The organism is Novosphingobium sp. BL-S-34 (genome assembly GCF_056857015.1).
Genome location: NZ_CM166472.1, coordinates 2,803,536 through 2,820,044 on the forward strand (window position 1 = coordinate 2,803,536; position 16,509 = coordinate 2,820,044).

Sequence of the window (16,509 nt, forward strand, 5' to 3'; positions counted from 1 at the left end):
CTAGAGGATAGAAGAATGAGCAGACTGCCGATTTCGGATGAACTGATCGCCGAAGCCAATGCCCGCGCGGCGGACGCGCTGGAGGACGAATATGCCTCGCTCGGCCGGAAGCTGGAGCGTTCGGGCATCGCCATCGACGCGATCAAGGACAAGGTCGCCGCCTTCTCGGTCGCCGTCCCTTCGTGGGGCGCGGGCCGGGGCGGCACTCGCTTCGCCAAGTTCCCCATCGCGGGCGAACCGACCAATATCCACGAGAAGCTGGAAGACTGCGCCGTCATCAACCAGCTTTCGCGCCTCACCCCGCGCGTCTCGCCGCACTTCCCCTGGGACAAGGTGAGCGATTACAAGGCGCTGCGCGAAGAAGCGGCTAGCCTTGGCCTCGGCTTCGACGCGGTGAACTCCAACACCTTCCAGGACCAGAAGGACCAGGCCCACTCTTACGCCACCGGATCGCTCTCCTCGACGATCGAGGCGACCCGCCAGCAGGCCGTCGAACACAATATCGAATGCATCGAGATCGGCCGTCAGCTCGGCTCCACCGACCTGACCGTCTGGGTGGGTGACGGCACCAACTTCCCCGGCCAGCAGGACCTCGGCCGCAGCCTCGACCGCTATCTGGACGCGGCCGCTGAGGTCTATGCCGCGCTGCCGGACGACTGGCGCATGCTGCTCGAACACAAGATGTTCGAACCGGCGTTCTACTCCACCGTCATCAGCGACTGGGGTTCCTCGATCCTCGCCGCGCAGGAACTGGGCCCCAAGGCCAAGTGCCTGGTCGACCTGGGCCATCACGCGCCCAACGTGAACATTGAGCAGATCGTGGCCCGCCTCCATCGCTTCGGCAAGCTGGGCGGCTTCCACTTCAACGACAGCAAGTACGGCGACGACGACCTCGATTCGGGCTCGATCAACCCGCACCAGCTGTTCCTGGTGTTCAACGAACTGGTCGAGGCCGAACTGGCCCCGCGTGACGGTTTCAAGCCCAGCTACATGATCGACCAGTCGCACAACGTGACCGACCCGATCGAATCGATGCTGTCTTCGGCCGAAGCCATCGGTTCGTGCTATGCCAAGGCGCTGCTCGTGGACCGCGAGGCGCTGCATCTCTCGCAGGAAGCCAACGACACGATGATGGCCTTCCAGGCGCTGCGCCGGGCCTACAACGTGGATGTCAGCCCGATCCTGGCCAAGGCGCGCGTGGAGGCGGGCGGTGCGGCGGATGTGCTGGGCGCCTACCGCGAAAGTCGCTGGCGCGACCGCAAGGCGCAGGAACGCAAGGCCGTCGGCCTGGGCGCCGGGATCGTCTGAGACTTCACACTACCTAAAAATGCCGCCGGGACAGGGGCAGCAAGCCTCCCCGGAAACCTCTCCTCGCCGGGACATCACGTCCCGGCGGCGAGGGCAAAAACAAAACTAAAACAATCACAACGATAAATCCGACAACCATCTGGATCCGGGAGGGACTATGCCGATCCATTCACTTCGTACCGTGCTGTGCTCCGCAACTGCACTGGCCGCGACGCTTGTCGCCGTGCCGGTCCTTGCGCAGGAACAGGGGCCTGCCCCCGCTGCAACATCTGCCGAACCGTCCGCCGCCCCGTTGGAGGACCAGTTCCGCGATCCGCCGGGTTCCGCCCGCCCGCGCGTGTGGTGGCACTGGATGAACGGCAATATCTCCAAGGACGGTATCGCCAAGGACATGGCCTGGATGAAGCGCGTCGGCATCGGCGGCCTCCAGAACTTCGACGCCAATCTCCAGACTCCGCAAGTGGTCGACCACCGCCTCGTTTACATGACGCCCGAGTGGAAGGACGCCTTCCGCTTTGCCGCGCATGAGGCGGACCGCCAGGGCCTCGAACTCGCCATCGCCGCTTCGCCCGGCTGGTCGGAGACCGGCGGCCCCTGGGTGCAGCCGCAGGACGGCCTGAAGAAGCTGGTCTGGTCGGAGACCTCCGTGGCAGCCGGGCAGCGTTTCTCCGGCAAGCTGGCCGCGCCGCCTTCGGCAACGGGCCCATACCAGGCGCTTGGCGCCGCGCTTTCGATCGAGGAAATGATCTCCGGCCATCCCGCCCCGCCGGGTCCGTCCTACTACGGCGAGGTGGGCGTCTTCGCTTTCCCGGAGGCCGTCGAACCCGCTCTGGCGCTGCCGCGCGCAGCCGATGGCCTGGGCAATGCGCTTTCCGCCGCCGCGCTTTCGGACAGCGACATGGGCAAGGGCGTGACGCTCGCCCGCAAGGAGGGCGAGGCGCCGAGCCTGCGGCTGGACTATGCCAGGCCCGCAAGCATCGGTTCCGCGACCATCTTCGTGCCAGAGGTGACGGTGCCGTTCGCCGGTGCCGCTTTCACCGGCACGCTGGAATCGAGCGCCGACGGCAAGGCATGGACGCCGATCACCACGCTCACGCTTGGCGCGGTGCCGACGACCGTCAGCTTCCCCGCCGTCACTGCCGCGCATTTCCGGCTGGTGCTCAATCCCCGCAAGCCTGACGGCGGGCTCGGGTCGCCGGCGCCGGGCATTGCCATGGGCGGGCTGTTCGACGGCGTCGGCGCGATGCTGGCGAAAAAGCCGCTGATCGTGGGCACTTTCGCGCTTACCGCAGGGGCGAAGGTCGACCGTTTCGAGACCAAGGCCGGTTTCGTGATGAGCCGCGACTATTACGCCCTGGAAGAGCCGAAGGATGGCGCCACCGGCGTTACGCCTGACAGCGTGTTGGACCTGACGGGCAAGCTCAAGGCCGATGGTACGCTCGACTGGCAGGCCCCGGCGCTCCTCAAGGGGCAACGCTGGCGGGTGCTGCGCATGGGCTATTCGCTGCTCGGCACCACCAACCACCCAGCACCGCCCGAGGCGACCGGGCTGGAGGTCGACAAGTTCGACGGTGACGCCGTGCGCCGCTATCTCGATCACTACCTTGGCCTGTACAAGGAAGCCGCCGGGCCGGACATGATCGGCCAGCGCGGCGTGCGCGCGCTGCTGACGGACTCGATCGAAGTGGGCGAGGCGAACTGGACGCCGAAGATGCTGGAGCAGTTCCAGCGCCTGCGCGGCTACGACGCCCGGCCCTGGCTGCCCACCCTGACCGGCGTGCTGGTCGGCTCGCGGGCGCAGGCGGACAAGTTCCTCTACGATTATCGCCGCACATTGGCCGACCTGCTGGCCAGCGAGCACTACGGCACAGTCGCCAAGGTAGCGCATGAAAACGGCCTGAAGGTCTATGGCGAGGCGCTGGAGGACAAGCGCCCGATGCTGGGCGACGACATGACCATGCGCAGCCACACGGATATCCCGATGGCCGCGATGTGGACCTTCCGCGATGAAGGCCCGCGCCAGACCCTGATCGCCGATATGAAGGGCGCCGCCTCGGTCGCGCATCTTTATGGGCAGAACCTCGTCGCGGCGGAATCGATGACCGCCTCGATGTCGCCCTGGGCTTTCGCGCCCAAGGACCTCAAGCGCTTCATCGACATGGAGTTCGTGAACGGGGTCAACCGCCCGGTTGTCCATACCTCGGTGCACGTTCCGGTCGACGACAAGAAGCCCGGCCTCTCGCTCTTCATCTTCGGCCAGTATTTCAACCGGATGGAAAGCTGGGGCGAGATGGCGAAACCCTGGGTGGACTACATCTCGCGCTCCTCGCTGCTGCTTCAGGCCGGGCGCAACGTGGCGGACATCGCCTATTTCTACGGCGAAGAAGCGCCGCTGACCGGGCTTTATGGTGACAAGCCGGTGGCCGATGCCCCGGTTTCGCATGCCTACGATTTTCTGAGTTTCGACGCGCTGACCGGGCTGCTTTCCAACGACGGCAGCGAAGTCGTCGCGCCCAGCGGGGCGCGGTACCGGGCGATCTACCTCGGCGGTTCCTCGCAGCGCATGACGCTGGGTGCACTGAAGAAGCTGGCCGCACTCGTCGAAGGCGGGGCCACGGTGATCGGCGACGCACCGACCGCGACGCCCAGTATGATGGGGGGCGCTGCGAGCGTCAGGGACGGCGAGTGGTCGGCACTGGTGGCGAAACTCTGGCCCGGCAGCGGCGATGCCACGGTCGGCAAGGGCCGCGTAATGGCCGGCAAGGATGTGGAAGGCGCCCTGAAGACGCTGGGCGTGGCCCCGGACTTCCGGTTCACCAGTACGCTGGCGGGTGCGAAGATCCCCTTCGTCCACCGCCGCGACGCGCAAGGCGAGATCTACTACCTTTCCAACCCGCAGGGCGCCCAGTCCATCGAGGCGCACTTCCGCGTCACCGGCAAGGCACCGGAACTCTGGCATCCCGAGACCGGGACGAGCGAGCCGGTCGGCTACCGGATCGAGAACGGCGAAACCATCGTGCCGCTCTCGCTGGTCGAAGGCGATGCCCTCTTCGTGGTGTTCCGCAAGGCCGCCGCGAAGCAGAGCCTGACGCTCCCCGCCCGGCCGGCGCAGACCCTGGCCTCGCTCGATGATGGCTGGACCGTGCATTTCCAGGCAGACCGCGGCGCGCCGGCCTCGATCGAGATGGCGAAGCTGGCCCCGCTCGAACGGAATGCGGAAGCGGGCGTGAAGTACTTCTCCGGAGAAGCGACGTATTCGCGCAGCTTCACGCTGCCCAGGGGTGCCAAGGCCGGGCAACCGCTCTGGCTCGATCTCGGGCAGGTGGGCGATCTGGCGGAAGTCACGGTGAACGGCAAGCCGGTCGGCGCGGTCTGGCATGCGCCTTACCGGATCGACGTGGGCAAGGCGGTGAAGAGCGGCAGCAACACCATCGAGGTGAAAGTGGCCAATCTCTGGGTCAACCGGCTGGTCGGTGATGCTCAACCGGGTGCCAAGCCGATCACCTGGACGGCGATGCCGACGTATCGCGCCGATGCGCCGCTTCGGCCTTCGGGGCTGATCGGGCCGGTTACTCTGGGCAAGTGAGGAAGAGGAAGTCCTGGGGGATCATCCCCCAGGACTTGGGAATGTCGAACTTGCGCGTTGCAGGGGGGCCTATGCTCCCCTGCTTTTCCTTTAGTCTTCACTCCCATGCGCATGCGTGGACTTGTCCAGGCGCGGCCGGTGCCCCGTCATCCGCAGGTAGAACCGCGAGAAATACGAAGGGTCGGAAAAGCCGAGTTCGTTGGAGACCTGCACGACGCTGGCATTGGCGAAGCAGAGCAGCCGCTGCGCCTCCAGGGCGAGCCGGGCGTGGAGCAGTTCCTGCGGTGAGCAGCCCAGCTTGGCGCGACACAGGCGGGTGAGGGTGCGCGTGGTCATGCCCAGCCGCTCGGCGTACCAGCCCAGCGGCAACTGGTCCCGAAAGTGCAGTTCGACGAGGTGGCGCAAGTGCGAAATGCGCTGGTCGCCGCTGCCTTCGTCCGCCGCTTCGTCTTCCGGCAGCAGCGAACGCAGCACCGCTTCGGCCATCGACAGGAACAGCGCGTTCGGCCGCCGCCAGTCCTGCGGGATCGCCAGCATCTCGGCGCAGAGGAATTCCACCCGCTTCACTATTTCCACCGGCGTCGGCGCGAAGCGGCCATGGGTTGCGGCGTGGAGCAAGGGATCGCCGGAACTGCTTCGCCGCTCCGCGAAACCGCTGCTGAGCATCAGCACATAGCCGATCGTCTCGGGCCGGAAGCGAAAGCCATGGATGCTGCCGGCGGGAATCACGATGTGGCAGGGGGCCTCCAGCGTCTCGGTCGTGTCGTCTATGGTGAGCGTGACCTGTCCCTTCGATACCAGCATGACCTGTACGCCGCGGACATGGCGATGCGGGGCGATTTCCCAGTCATGCAGGGAACTTCGCGCGGCGATCGTCTCGATATGCCCGAATTCCGGTGAGCTATCGGGGATGTCCTCGCCGTAGAGGACATAAGAGGGAACGGGCCGGGCTGTTGTCATGGCGTGTCTCGAAAGTACCGTAAGAAAGGCCGTCCGGTGCATTCCGCCAACCCGCGCGTCCTGTCAATCCGGATGGCGAAGCGGTGCTCCCCGAAGTTTCGGCGAGAGAGCCCGCAAGGCATGGATTGGGAGATAGCGATCATGCGCACTCAAGTAGCCATCGTCGGCGCCGGACCGGCCGGACTCCTGCTCGGGCATCTGCTGCGGACCGAAGGCATCGACTGCGTCGTGGTAGAGCGCCAGACCGGCGACTACGTGCTTTCGCGCATTCGCGCCGGCGTGCTCGAACAGGGCACGGTCGCGCTGATGGAGCGCCTCGGCCTCGACGCGCGCATGAAGGCGGAGGGCCTGCCGCACGACGGCTTCAACCTCGCCGATGGCGAGCGTCTGATCCGCATCGACATCAAGGCGCTCACGGGCAAGCAGGTCATGGTCTATGGCCAGACCGAACTGACCCGCGACCTGATGGAAGCGAGCGAAGAGCGCGGGCTTGAGGTGATCTACCAGGCCGCCGATGTCGCGCTGCACGACATCGAGAGCGACGCACCTTACCTCACTTACAAGGCAGGGGGGTCCGGAGACGGCGCCGAGCACCGCATCGACGCGCGCTTCATCGTCGGCTGCGACGGCTTCCACGGCCCTTCGCGCGCAGCGATCTCCGCCAGTGTCGGCCAGACTTTCGAGCGCGTCTATCCCTTCGGCTGGCTCGGTATCCTGGCCGACGTGCCGCCCTGCAATCATGAGCTGATCTACGCGCACCACGAACGCGGCTTCGCGCTCGCCTCGCAGCGCAGCCACACGCGCAGCCGCTACTACATCGACGTGCCACTGACCGAGAAGCTGGAGGACTGGAGCGACGACCGCATCTGGGATGAACTGGCGATCCGTCTCGGCTCGGACGCTGCCGCGCATATCACCCGCGGTCCCTCGATCGAAAAGTCCATCGCGCCGCTGCGCTCGTTCGTTTTCGAGCCGATGCGCCACGGCAGCCTGCTGCTTTGCGGCGATTCCGCGCATATCGTGCCGCCGACCGGCGCCAAGGGCCTGAACCTTGCCGCCAGCGACGTCTATTACGCCTGCGAGGCCCTGACCGGCTTCTTCCAATCGGGCGACAACGATGCCGTCGCGGGCTATTCGGCCAAGGCGCTGCGCCGGGTCTGGGCTTCGGAACGGTTCAGCTGGTCGCTGACCAAGCTGATGCACCGCTTCCCCGAAGACGGTCCGTTCGAACGCCGCATGCAACTGGCCGAACTCGATTACATCGCGTCGAGCGAACACGCGCGGAGGGTGATTGCCGAGAACTACGTCGGCTTGCCGGTCTGACAACAGGCGGGAGGAAGGCCCGGGGCGTGCCCCGGGCCTTTCCGAACAGACACGGCGCGCGGTTATTGGCAGGGCGCGGCCCGCCGCTGCCCACATTTTGTCTTTCCAGACGGCACCTATGGTATTGCGGATGCAGGGGGTTACCGATCTCCTGCAATTTCTTCTTTTCGCAACCTTCGACAACCCAAAGCACTTCCATGCGTTTCGGCAGCGTTCGACCGAAATGCATTGAGGGGACAACGGGAAATGGTTCGGAAAGCGGCTGGAGGCCGGGAGGTCGTCCACAGCGGCCGGATTGATGCGTTTTTGCCCCTTGGCACAAGAAGTTGGTGGCTTCGCATGCGCAGCACGATTGCCTCTGCGGACATTGCTGCTATCGCAGCCCATGTGCGAAACCACACTGTCTTGCGCCGCGGCGGCGGCCCCCTCGTACTGGTCCTGGCCTGTGCGCTGGCCGGGTGCGCCACGTCTGCCGTGCCGGAAACCCACACCAACCTGACGATCGCGCCCGCGGTCGAGGCGCCTGCCGATGGCGACTGGTGGAAGAACGGCGGCGATCCGCTGCTCATCAACCTCATCGAGCGCGGCATTGCCGCCGATACCGATCTGGCCTGCCGCGCCGCCCGCCTCCACACCCAGGAGGAAACCGACGCGGCCGCTTCCCGGCGGCTGGCGGGCAAAGTGCGCGCGCTGGTCGGCAAGGACCAGTCGTCCGAGCGTGACGCGGCGCGCATGGCCTGGGCCTATGCTTATGCGCAGGCCCGCGCCGACCGCGCGACCGAAGTGGCGCTCGCCTATGTGCAGGTGCGCCGCCTGCAGCAGATCCTCGTCCTGCGCACCGAGCGGCTCGACCAGTTCCGCGACAATGCCGTGATCGCCGAATTCCGCCGCCAGGCCGGTCTGGTGACGGCCATCGACGGCGGACTGGGCAACAGCATGGCCGGCGTGGTCGATGCCGACGTTGCCGCCACCCGCGCGCGTTTCGATGCCGCGCGGGCCAATCTCGCCGGTTTGACGGGGATGACCGATACCGAATTGCTGACCGCGCTGGGCGAAAGCGCGCCGGTGCCGGCGCTGGCGCCCGGCGCCGCGCTGCCCGCAGACGCACCGCTCCACCGCGCCGACCTCCTGGCGTTGCAGAGCCGCCTCGAAGCCAGCCTGGCGCGCGATTCCATCACTCAGGCCCAGCTCGACGCCGCGCGCGCCGCGCCGGAAGACGCGGAGACCGCGCCGGCCTTGCGAGAGGCCCTGCAGAAGCTGGACAAGGCCGAGCAGGGCGCCCGCGCCGAGATCGCGTCGCACCGTCAGGCGATGGCGGCGTTCGACGCCCGCCAGTCCGGGCTGGACGACACCGCGGCGCAGGCCAAACGCGCCGTCACCGATGCCCGCGCCGCCTACAAGGGCGGTTTCGGCGATTTCGCGACGCTCTATGTGGCCGAAGCAGCCGCCCTGGCCGCCGACGAGGCCCGCGTGGGCCTGAAGGCAGACCGGGCCGCGGCGATCATCCGCCTGCACAAGCTGGAAGGCGGGGGCTGGTCGGCCGCCGATCTCGATCCGCCGATGGGGACTGCGGCCTGTGACTGACGCCGAAGCGGGTGCGCTCGATACTTTCCTGGGAGCCGGCGCCCGGCGGGGCCGGGGGCATATGCTCAGCATTGCGCTGCTCACGGTGGCGGCGATTGCCGCGATCCTGCTGCTCGTGCGGTTCCTGAGCGGCACGGATTCTCCTTATTACACCGCCATGGTCGAACAGGGCGACGTGGTTCCGCTCGTGTCCGAACGCGGCACCATCCACGGCAGCGGGGAAGTGGTCCTGGCCGCTGCGCTCGATGGCACGGTCTCGGCCGAGGGCGTGCCGGCCGGTGGGCGGGTCGAGGAGGGGCAGGTCCTCGCCACGATCGACGCCGAACCGCTGCGCAGCACGATGGCGGCGGATCGCTCGCTGGTCTCGGCCGCCGAATCCGACCTTGCCGCCGCCCGCGCCGCGCGGGAAGACGCGGCGGGGCGGCTGGGCCGCTTCGAGGACGTATGGCGCCGCTCCGGCCACCGCGTTCCCGCCATCAATGAACTGGAGACCGCCCGCGCCGCCGTCGACCGCGCAACGCGTGAAGTTTCCGCAGCGGAATCGCGCCTTTCCGCGGCCAGGAGCAGCCTCAAGGCCCATAGCGAGACATTGGCCGCCGCCGTGGTGCGCGCACCGTTCTCGGGCTTCGTGGTCGATCGCAATATCAGCACCGGCCAGCGCGTGCGCAGCGGCATGCGCCTGTTCACGCTGGCCGCCAGCGACGAGACGCTGGAGATCGAGGTTCCCCTCGCCAAGGCGGGCAATGCCGAGATCGGCACCGGCACGCTCGCCCGCGTGCGGCTGGATGCGATGCCGGACGCAGTGCAGCAGGCCACGCTTGCCCGCGTGCTGGTGGACCGCGCCGATGCCCCCGGATCGCGCCGCGCGGCCTTCACGCTGGAAAAGCCCGCCGAAACGGTGCGCCCCGGCATGGCCGCCACGGTGGAGATCGCCTTGCCGGCGCGCAAGGGCGTGATGCTGGTGCCCGATGCCGCCCTGACGTTCGAACCGGAGAACTCGGCCGATCGCAGCAGGGCGCGCATCTATCTCGTTTCCCCGGACGGAGAACCGCGCCGGGTCTATGTTTCCACGGGCGCCGGCGATGGCAAGCGCACCGAAGTCTTCGCCAACGATCTCAAGCCGGGCGACGAAGTCATCATCGGATGGCGCAACCCGCCGGGCAAGTGATCGCGCGAAACAATAGAGGGACCCCTGCTGCGCAACGAAACTTTGGTTTCGTCTATGCGTATTGACCGCATGAACCGAACGAACATGAGGGGCGAGAGCCCAGAAGTGGGGCTGAAAGCCGGCGTTCCAGTTACGGAACGCTCGCTGGCTCGCCGTGAATTTTCCGGGCTCCTGGCGCTGATGGCGGGTCTTGCCGCCTTTCCGCGCCTGGCCGAGGCTGCGGTGCAACCCAAATTCGCCGCGCCCAAGCCGTTTTCCTGGGATATCCTGGTAGGGCAGGCCCGCGCGCTGGCCGCCCGTCCCTGGGCCGAGCCGCAGACCTCGCCCCACGCCGTGGCCGACTTCGATGCCGTGGGCAAGCTGACATATGGCCAGGCCCAGGCGCTCGGCGGCAATGTTCGCCTGTTTCCCACCGCGCGCGGCACGTCGCCCCATGCGGTGAAGCTGCATCTGGTGGAGGGCAGCTCCGCGCGCGAGTTGATCGATGCCCGGGGGCTGTTCGTGGGCGGCAAGCAGGGCGATCCCGCCGGTTTCCGCGTGATGACCGCCGACCAGCATTCGGACTGGATGGCCTATCTCGGCGCTTCCTACTTCCGCGCGTCCGGTTCGCGCGATCAGTACGGCCTTTCGGCGCGCGGCATCGCCGTCGACACGGGACTGCCCAAGGCTGAGGAATTTCCATCCTTCACGGCCTTCTGGATCGAGAATCTCGGCGCCGACCACGTCCGCATCCATGCGCTGCTCGACGGACCGAGCCTCACCGGCGCCTATGCCTTCGATTGCCGCAAGGGCGCGTCCGGCGCGGCGGTGACGCAGGACGTAAGGGTCTCGCTCTTCTTCCGCCGCGACATCGAGCGCCTGGGCGCCGCGCCCATGACCAGCATGTTCTGGTACGACCAGTCCGATTCCGCCAAGCGGCGAGACTGGCGCCCGGAGATCCACGATTCCGACGGTCTTGCGCTCTGGTCCGGCAGCGGCGAGCGCATCTGGGTGCCGCTCTCCAACCCCTCGGTGAACCGCACCAATGCCATGCGCGCGGACCATGTGAAGGGCTTCGGCCTGCTCCAGCGCGACCAGGCCTTCGACCATTACCAGGACGACGGAGCCTTCTACGACCGCCGCCCTTCGCTCTGGATCGAACCCAAGGGCGACTGGGGCGCCGGCACCGTGATGCTCTACCGCATGCCCACCGATGCCGAGACGCAGGACAATATCGCCGCCTTCTGGGTCTCCGACCAACCCGCCAGGGCAGGGCAGAGCCGCGACTTCTCCTATCGCCTCACCTGGACCTCGCAGGACCCCAGTGTCGCCACGGGTGCAGGCGCGGCAGCGCGCTGCGTCGATAGCTGGCAGGGTGCGGCGGGACGACCGGGCGACACGCCGACAACGCAGGAAGCCCGCAAGTTCGTGTTCGATTTCGAAGGGCCGGCGCTGAAGGGCCTGACGCGCGACAGCGGCGTGACGGCGGACACCAATCTTCCCGCCAAGGCTCTGCTCCATTCCGCCGCCTATCCGGTGGCCGGGCAGGAGGGGCGTTGGCGCGTGACGCTGGACGTGCGGCCTTCCGCTGTCCCCTCGCCCGAATTCAGGGTATATCTGAAGCGCGGGGAGCAGGCGCTCAGTGAAACGGTGATCCAGGGAGTCCAGCCATGAACCGCGCCTTGCATCCGCTCCCGCCCGAAGCGCCGCTGGCCATGCCGGTCCAGGATCTCGACGGGATCGCGCCCGGCACCATCGCCGTGCCGACCAGCCCGCATGGCATGCTGGTCAAGCGCCTGCTGCTGATCGCGCTCACCGCCACGATCGGCCTGGCCGCTTCCAGCGAAGTGCGTTTCGCGTTCTCCCGCGACGGGCTGGACGTGATCGAAGTGATCCTGCTGCTGTTCTTCGTGCCGCTGTTCTGCTGGATTTCCTTCGGCTTCGTCACGTCCACCATCGGTTTCCTGCAGCTCATCAGCGGCAAGCATCCCGGTTTCACCGCGATTCCCAGCCCGGCCTCCTCGCTGCGCCATCGCACGGCCGTGCTCATGCCGGTCTACAACGAAAGCGTGGAAGCCACCTTCGGCCGCGTCCGGGCCATGACCAATTCGATCGCAGCTTCGGGCGCGGCCGAATGGATCGATTTCTTCGTCCTCAGCGATTCCAACGCCTTCCACGGCAAGCGCGAGGAAGCGGCTTGGCGCGAGATCGCGGCGGAAGCGCCGATCAACGTCTATTACCGCCGCCGCGAGAAGAACATCGCGCGCAAGCCCGGCAATATCGCCGAATGGGTCCAGCGCTTCGGCGGCGCTTATGAGAACATGCTGATCCTCGATGCCGACTCCCTGATGAGCGGGGATGCCATCGTCGGCATGGCGGCGATCATGGAGGAGCGGCCCTCGATCGGCCTGCTCCAGACCGTGCCGATGATCATCAATGCGCAGACCGTGTTCCAGCGCTGGATGCGCTTCGCGAGCGAAGCCTACGGGCCGATCGCCTCGGCCGGGCTGCTCTGGTGGTCGGGCGCGGAATCGAACTTCTGGGGCCATAACGCCATCGTCCGCACGCGGGCTTTCGCGGATTCCTGCGGCTTGCCGGAACTCCCGGGCAAGCCGCCGTTCGGCGGGCACATCCTCAGCCACGACATGCTCGAATCCGCCTTGCTGCGCCGCCGCGGCTGGGCCGTGCACATGGTGATGATCGACGGTAGCTACGAGGAGTTCCCGCCCACCATCGTCGATCACGCCATCCGCGACCGGCGCTGGATGCAGGGCAACCTCCAGCACATGCGCCTGCTCGACGCCTCTGGCCTGCACTGGGCCAGCCGCCTTCACCTGCTGATCGGCGCCTCGGCCTATCTCACCTCGCCGGGCTGGCTGCTGCTGCTCATCACCTCGATCGTCCAGGCGGCCGCCAGCAAGGGCGGGCAGCTCCTCGGCGTCGGCACGCCGCCGAGCGTGCTCTGGCTGACCGTGCTGCTGCTGTTCGGGCCGAAGCTGATGGGCACGATCTGGGTCCTGGCCGACAGGACGCGTCGCCGCAGCTTCGGCGGCTTCGGCGGCGTTCTGCGCTCGGTCGCGCTGGAAGTGCCGCTGGCGATCCTGCTCGCGCCGGTGACCATGGTCATGCAGGTCAAGGCGCTGTTCGGCCTGGCCCTGGGTATTCCCGCGCACTGGAACACGCAGGAACGCGATGCCCGCCGCATTTCCGTGCGGGAAGTGCTGCCGGACCTGAAGGAACACATCGCGCTCGGCCTGGTCTTCGCGGCCACGGCCTTCATCGACCCGGTGACGGCGCTCTGGCTCTCGCCGCTGACGCTGGGCCTGCTGGCCTCGCCTTGGCTGATCAGCCTGACGTCGAGCCAGCAGATCGGCGAGCGGGCGGAGCGGCACGGCTATTTCCGCGTTCCCGAACCGACGATCGACGATCCCGTCGAACATGCCAATGACGATGTGGAAGAAGGCGGCACGCCACCGCTGGTAATCGGCTAAGACCGCTTGCGTCGTCCCGAATGGGGTCCGGGACGACGATCAGGCGCTCGCCCTGGCCAGCCTGGTCGGAAGCTCCGCGCGCAAGTGTGCCACCAGCGCGCTGACTTTGGGCGAAAGGTGGCGCCGCTGGGGATAGACCGCCCAGATCGGCTCTTCTTCCGGAGCCAGCGCGGCAAGCACGGGCTCCAGCCGCCCCGTCGTGACGTGATCTCCCAGGTAGAACGCCGGCAACTGGCACAAGCCCATGCCGGCCAGCGCCGCTTCCAGCAGGGCATTGCCGCTGTTGCAGCGCCAGCGCCCTTGCGGCCGAAAGGTCTTGCCGCCCCGGAAATGCCACTGCACCGCCGAGCCCACGAGGCATTCGTGGCGGGAAAGCTCCGCGATATCAGCAGGGCGCCCGTGCGCGTCGAGGTAGGCAGGGGAGGCGAGGGTGACCAGCGCGCGCGATGCCACCCGTGTCGCCACCAGCCGGGAGTCTTCGAGGTGCCCCGTGCGGATCGCCAGGTCGTAGCCATCGGCGATCAGGTCGACGAGGCCGTTGTCGAGGTCCAGCGTCACCGAAATCGCCGGATAGGCCTGCGACAATTCGCGCACCAGCGGCGCCACGAACTTCTCGCCCAGTGCATAGGAACACGTCACCCGCAGGTGCCCGCGCGGCTCGCCTTGCGCGGTGATGGCGGCGACGGCCTCGTCGCGCTCCTCGATCAGGCGGCGGCAGGTTTCGAGGAAGATCTGCCCCGTTTCCGTCAGCCGCAGCGAGCGCGTGGTGCGGTGCAGGAGTTGCACCTGCAAGCGTGCCTCCAGCCGCGCCAGCGCGCGGCTCATATGCGTGACTGACGCGCCATAAGCCTCGGCCGCCTGGGTGAAGCTGCCGAGCCGCGCCACGATCACGAACTCTTCGATCCCGTCCCACTGGCCGAGCATCACTGTCCCCGTATGGTTATAATCCTTTTCAGACTGGCCGCTTTATCACAGCAAGGCGCGGTCCTACAAAGGCCTTCAGAGATTTAGGAGCATACCCCATGAAGACCCGCGCCGCCGTCGCCTTCGAGGCCAAGAAGCCGCTCGAAATCGTCGAACTGGATCTGGAAGGCCCCAAGACGGGCGAAGTCCTGGTCGAGATCATGGCGACCGGCATCTGCCACACCGATGCCTATACGCTGGACGGTTTCGACAGTGAGGGGATCTTCCCCAGCGTGCTCGGCCACGAAGGTGCGGGCATCGTGCGCGAAGTGGGCGCGGGCGTGACTTCGGTGGTGCCGGGCGATCATGTGATCCCCCTCTACACCCCGGAATGCCGCCAGTGTAAGTCGTGCCTTTCGGGCAAGACCAACCTCTGCACTGCGATCCGCGCGACCCAGGGCAAGGGCCTGATGCCGGACGGCACCACGCGCTTTTCCTACAAGGGCCAGCCGATCTACCACTACATGGGCTGCTCGACCTTCTCGAACTTCACCGTGCTGCCGGAAATCGCCGTCGCCAAGATCCGTGAAGACGCGCCGTTCCAGTCGTCCTGCTACATCGGTTGCGGCGTCACCACCGGCGTCGGCGCCGTCATCAACACCGCCAAAGTGCAGGTGGGTGACAACGTGGTGATCTTCGGCCTCGGCGGCATCGGCCTCAACGTGATCCAGGGCGCGCGGCTTGCCGGTGCGAACAAGATCATCGGCGTCGACATCAACCCCGACCGCGAGGAATGGGGCCGCCGTTTCGGCATGACCGACTTCCTCAACACCAAGGGCATGAGCCGCGAGGACGTGGTCGCCAAGATCGTGCTGATGACCGATGGCGGCGCGGACTACACCTTCGACGCCACCGGCAATACCGAAGTGATGCGCACCGCGCTGGAAGCCTGCCACCGCGGCTGGGGCACCTCGATCATCATCGGCGTGGCCGAAGCGGGCAAGACCATCGAGACGCGCCCGTTCCAGCTCGTGACCGGCCGCAACTGGCGCGGCACCGCGTTCGGCGGGGCCAAGGGCCGCACCGACGTGCCGAAGATCGTCGACATGTACATGACCGGCAAGATCGAGATCGACCCCATGATTACCCACGTCATGGGCCTGGAAGAGATCAACACCGCCTTCGACCTGATGCACGAAGGCAAGTCGATCCGCTCGGTCGTCGTCTTCTGATGGAGACGGTTTCGACCGCCAAGGCCTTCGGGGGCGTGCAGGGTGTCTACACCCACGCCTCCGCCGAGACGGGCACGGCGATGACCTTCTCGGTCTTCGTGCCGGACGTCGCTTCTGGGCACGCTCCGGGCGCGAAGCTGCCGGTGCTGTGGTTCCTCTCGGGCCTCACCTGCACCCACGCCAACGTCACCGAAAAGGGCGAATTCCGCCGCGCCTGCGCCGAGCACGGCGTGATCCTCGTCGCGCCGGATACCAGCCCGCGCGGCGATGAGGTGCCGGACGACGAAGGCTACGACTTCGGCAAGGGCGCGGGCTTCTACGTCGATGCGACGCAGGCACCGTGGAAGGCAAACTTCCGCATGCGCTCCTATCTGGAGATCGAACTCCCCGCCGTGATCGCCGAGCACTTCCCCGCCGACATGGCGCGGCAGGGCATCACCGGCCACTCCATGGGCGGCCATGGCGCGCTGACGATCGCCTTGCGTGATCCCTCACGCTTCCGCTCGGTCAGCGCTTTTGCGCCGATCGTCTCGCCGCTCTCCTGCCCCTGGGGCGAGAAGGCGCTGACGGGCTATATCGGTACGGACCGGGCGGCCTGGCGGGAATACGACGCCTGCGCGCTGATCGAGGACGGTGCTCGCCTGCCCGACCTGCTGGTGGATCAGGGTACGGCGGATGGCTTCCTGGAAGGGCAGCTCAAGACTTATCTGCTGGAAGAGGTCTGCGCCGAGGTTGGCCAGCCTGCGACGATCCGGATGCAGGAGGGGTACGACCATTCGTACTACTTCATCTCGTCGTTCATGGCCGAGCATATTGGCTGGCATGCGGAAAGGCTGAAGTAACAAGAGGAGACCCGGGGGATGATCCCCCGGACCCTCGGAATGTCTACGCCGCGCGCCGCCTATCTGGTGTGCGCTCCTTGCGGTGGAGCCTTTAATGTCTTCCGACGCAAATGGCGCGCTGACCGCGAATGCG

Annotated in this window: 11 protein-coding genes; 9 read left to right on the plus strand and 2 right to left on the minus strand. The window is 66.9% G+C overall.

Features of this window, described 5'->3' with window-relative positions:
* Positions 1-15: 15 nt before the first annotated feature.
* Both rhaI and AC1VV3_RS13435 read left to right on the plus strand, forming a co-directional pair.
* The gene (gene rhaI, locus AC1VV3_RS13430; RefSeq protein WP_132261687.1) at positions 16-1,308 is read left to right on the plus strand and encodes an L-rhamnose catabolism isomerase; all 1,293 of its coding nucleotides are present in this window, start codon (positions 16-18) and stop codon (positions 1,306-1,308) included.
* 157 nt (positions 1,309-1,465) lie between these two features.
* Complete coding sequence (locus tag AC1VV3_RS13435) at positions 1,466-4,894, plus strand: glycosyl hydrolase (protein WP_482961915.1); 3,429 nt, start codon at positions 1,466-1,468, stop codon at positions 4,892-4,894.
* 90 nt (positions 4,895-4,984) lie between these two features.
* On the opposite strand, the gene AC1VV3_RS13440 is transcribed toward AC1VV3_RS13435, so the two are convergent.
* A complete protein-coding gene (locus AC1VV3_RS13440) occupies positions 4,985-5,854 on the minus strand; it encodes a helix-turn-helix domain-containing protein (RefSeq protein WP_134095143.1) in 870 nt (289 codons plus the stop codon).
* Positions 5,855-5,995: 141 nt separating this feature from the next.
* Between AC1VV3_RS13440 and pobA the strand changes: the two genes are divergently transcribed.
* The 5 genes from pobA to mdoH all read left to right on the plus strand — a co-directional run bounded on the left by pobA (position 5,996) and on the right by mdoH (position 13,399).
* Positions 5,996-7,177 (plus strand): 4-hydroxybenzoate 3-monooxygenase, encoded by a 1,182-nt coding sequence (gene pobA / locus AC1VV3_RS13445; protein WP_431568659.1) that lies wholly within the window; start codon positions 5,996-5,998, stop codon positions 7,175-7,177.
* 387 nt (positions 7,178-7,564) lie between these two features.
* Positions 7,565-8,761, plus strand: coding sequence for a TolC family protein (locus AC1VV3_RS13450; RefSeq protein WP_431568660.1), 1,197 nt, complete (start codon positions 7,565-7,567; stop codon positions 8,759-8,761).
* Entirely contained in the window at positions 8,754-9,929 is a 1,176-nt protein-coding gene (locus AC1VV3_RS13455; protein ID WP_431568661.1) for an efflux RND transporter periplasmic adaptor subunit, read from the plus strand. Before AC1VV3_RS13450 ends, AC1VV3_RS13455 begins: the two co-directional genes overlap by 8 nt.
* Before the next feature lie 69 nt (positions 9,930-9,998).
* Entirely contained in the window at positions 9,999-11,582 is a 1,584-nt protein-coding gene (locus AC1VV3_RS13460) for an OpgD/OpgG family glucan biosynthesis protein (protein WP_482961916.1), read from the plus strand.
* The gene (gene mdoH, locus AC1VV3_RS13465) at positions 11,579-13,399 is read left to right on the plus strand and encodes a glucans biosynthesis glucosyltransferase MdoH (RefSeq protein ID WP_132261699.1); all 1,821 of its coding nucleotides are present in this window, start codon (positions 11,579-11,581) and stop codon (positions 13,397-13,399) included. Before AC1VV3_RS13460 ends, mdoH begins: the two co-directional genes overlap by 4 nt.
* Before the next feature lie 39 nt (positions 13,400-13,438).
* Here mdoH and AC1VV3_RS13470 read toward each other — a convergent pair whose 3' ends face one another.
* A complete protein-coding gene (locus AC1VV3_RS13470) occupies positions 13,439-14,323 on the minus strand; it encodes a LysR substrate-binding domain-containing protein (protein WP_431568663.1) in 885 nt (294 codons plus the stop codon).
* A 98-nt stretch (positions 14,324-14,421) separates the two neighbouring features.
* Between AC1VV3_RS13470 and AC1VV3_RS13475 the strand changes: the two genes are divergently transcribed.
* Entirely contained in the window at positions 14,422-15,534 is a 1,113-nt protein-coding gene (locus AC1VV3_RS13475) for an S-(hydroxymethyl)glutathione dehydrogenase/class III alcohol dehydrogenase (protein ID WP_431568664.1), read from the plus strand.
* Positions 15,534-16,376, plus strand: a complete 843-nt coding sequence (gene fghA / locus AC1VV3_RS13480; RefSeq protein ID WP_431568665.1) for an S-formylglutathione hydrolase — start codon at positions 15,534-15,536, stop codon at positions 16,374-16,376. The genes AC1VV3_RS13475 and fghA overlap by 1 nt, the downstream gene beginning before the upstream one ends.
* The last annotated feature ends 133 nt before the right edge of the window (positions 16,377-16,509 follow it).

What these genes read in the sequence shown, in the direction of transcription:
- rhaI (WP_132261687.1), top strand. Translation starts at nt 16, where the DNA reads ATGAGCAGACTGCCGATTTCGGATGAACTGATCGCCGAAGCCAATGCC.
- AC1VV3_RS13435 (WP_482961915.1), top strand. Translation starts at nt 1,466, where the DNA reads ATGCCGATCCATTCACTTCGTACCGTGCTGTGCTCCGCAACTGCACTG.
- AC1VV3_RS13440 (WP_134095143.1), bottom strand. Translation starts at nt 5,854, where the DNA reads ATGACAACAGCCCGGCCCGTTCCCTCTTATGTCCTCTACGGCGAGGAC.
- pobA (WP_431568659.1), top strand. Translation starts at nt 5,996, where the DNA reads ATGCGCACTCAAGTAGCCATCGTCGGCGCCGGACCGGCCGGACTCCTG.
- AC1VV3_RS13460 (WP_482961916.1), top strand. Translation starts at nt 9,999, where the DNA reads ATGAACCGAACGAACATGAGGGGCGAGAGCCCAGAAGTGGGGCTGAAA.
- mdoH (WP_132261699.1), top strand. Translation starts at nt 11,579, where the DNA reads ATGAACCGCGCCTTGCATCCGCTCCCGCCCGAAGCGCCGCTGGCCATG.
- AC1VV3_RS13470 (WP_431568663.1), bottom strand. Translation starts at nt 14,323, where the DNA reads ATGCTCGGCCAGTGGGACGGGATCGAAGAGTTCGTGATCGTGGCGCGG.
- AC1VV3_RS13475 (WP_431568664.1), top strand. Translation starts at nt 14,422, where the DNA reads ATGAAGACCCGCGCCGCCGTCGCCTTCGAGGCCAAGAAGCCGCTCGAA.
- fghA (WP_431568665.1), top strand. Translation starts at nt 15,534, where the DNA reads ATGGAGACGGTTTCGACCGCCAAGGCCTTCGGGGGCGTGCAGGGTGTC.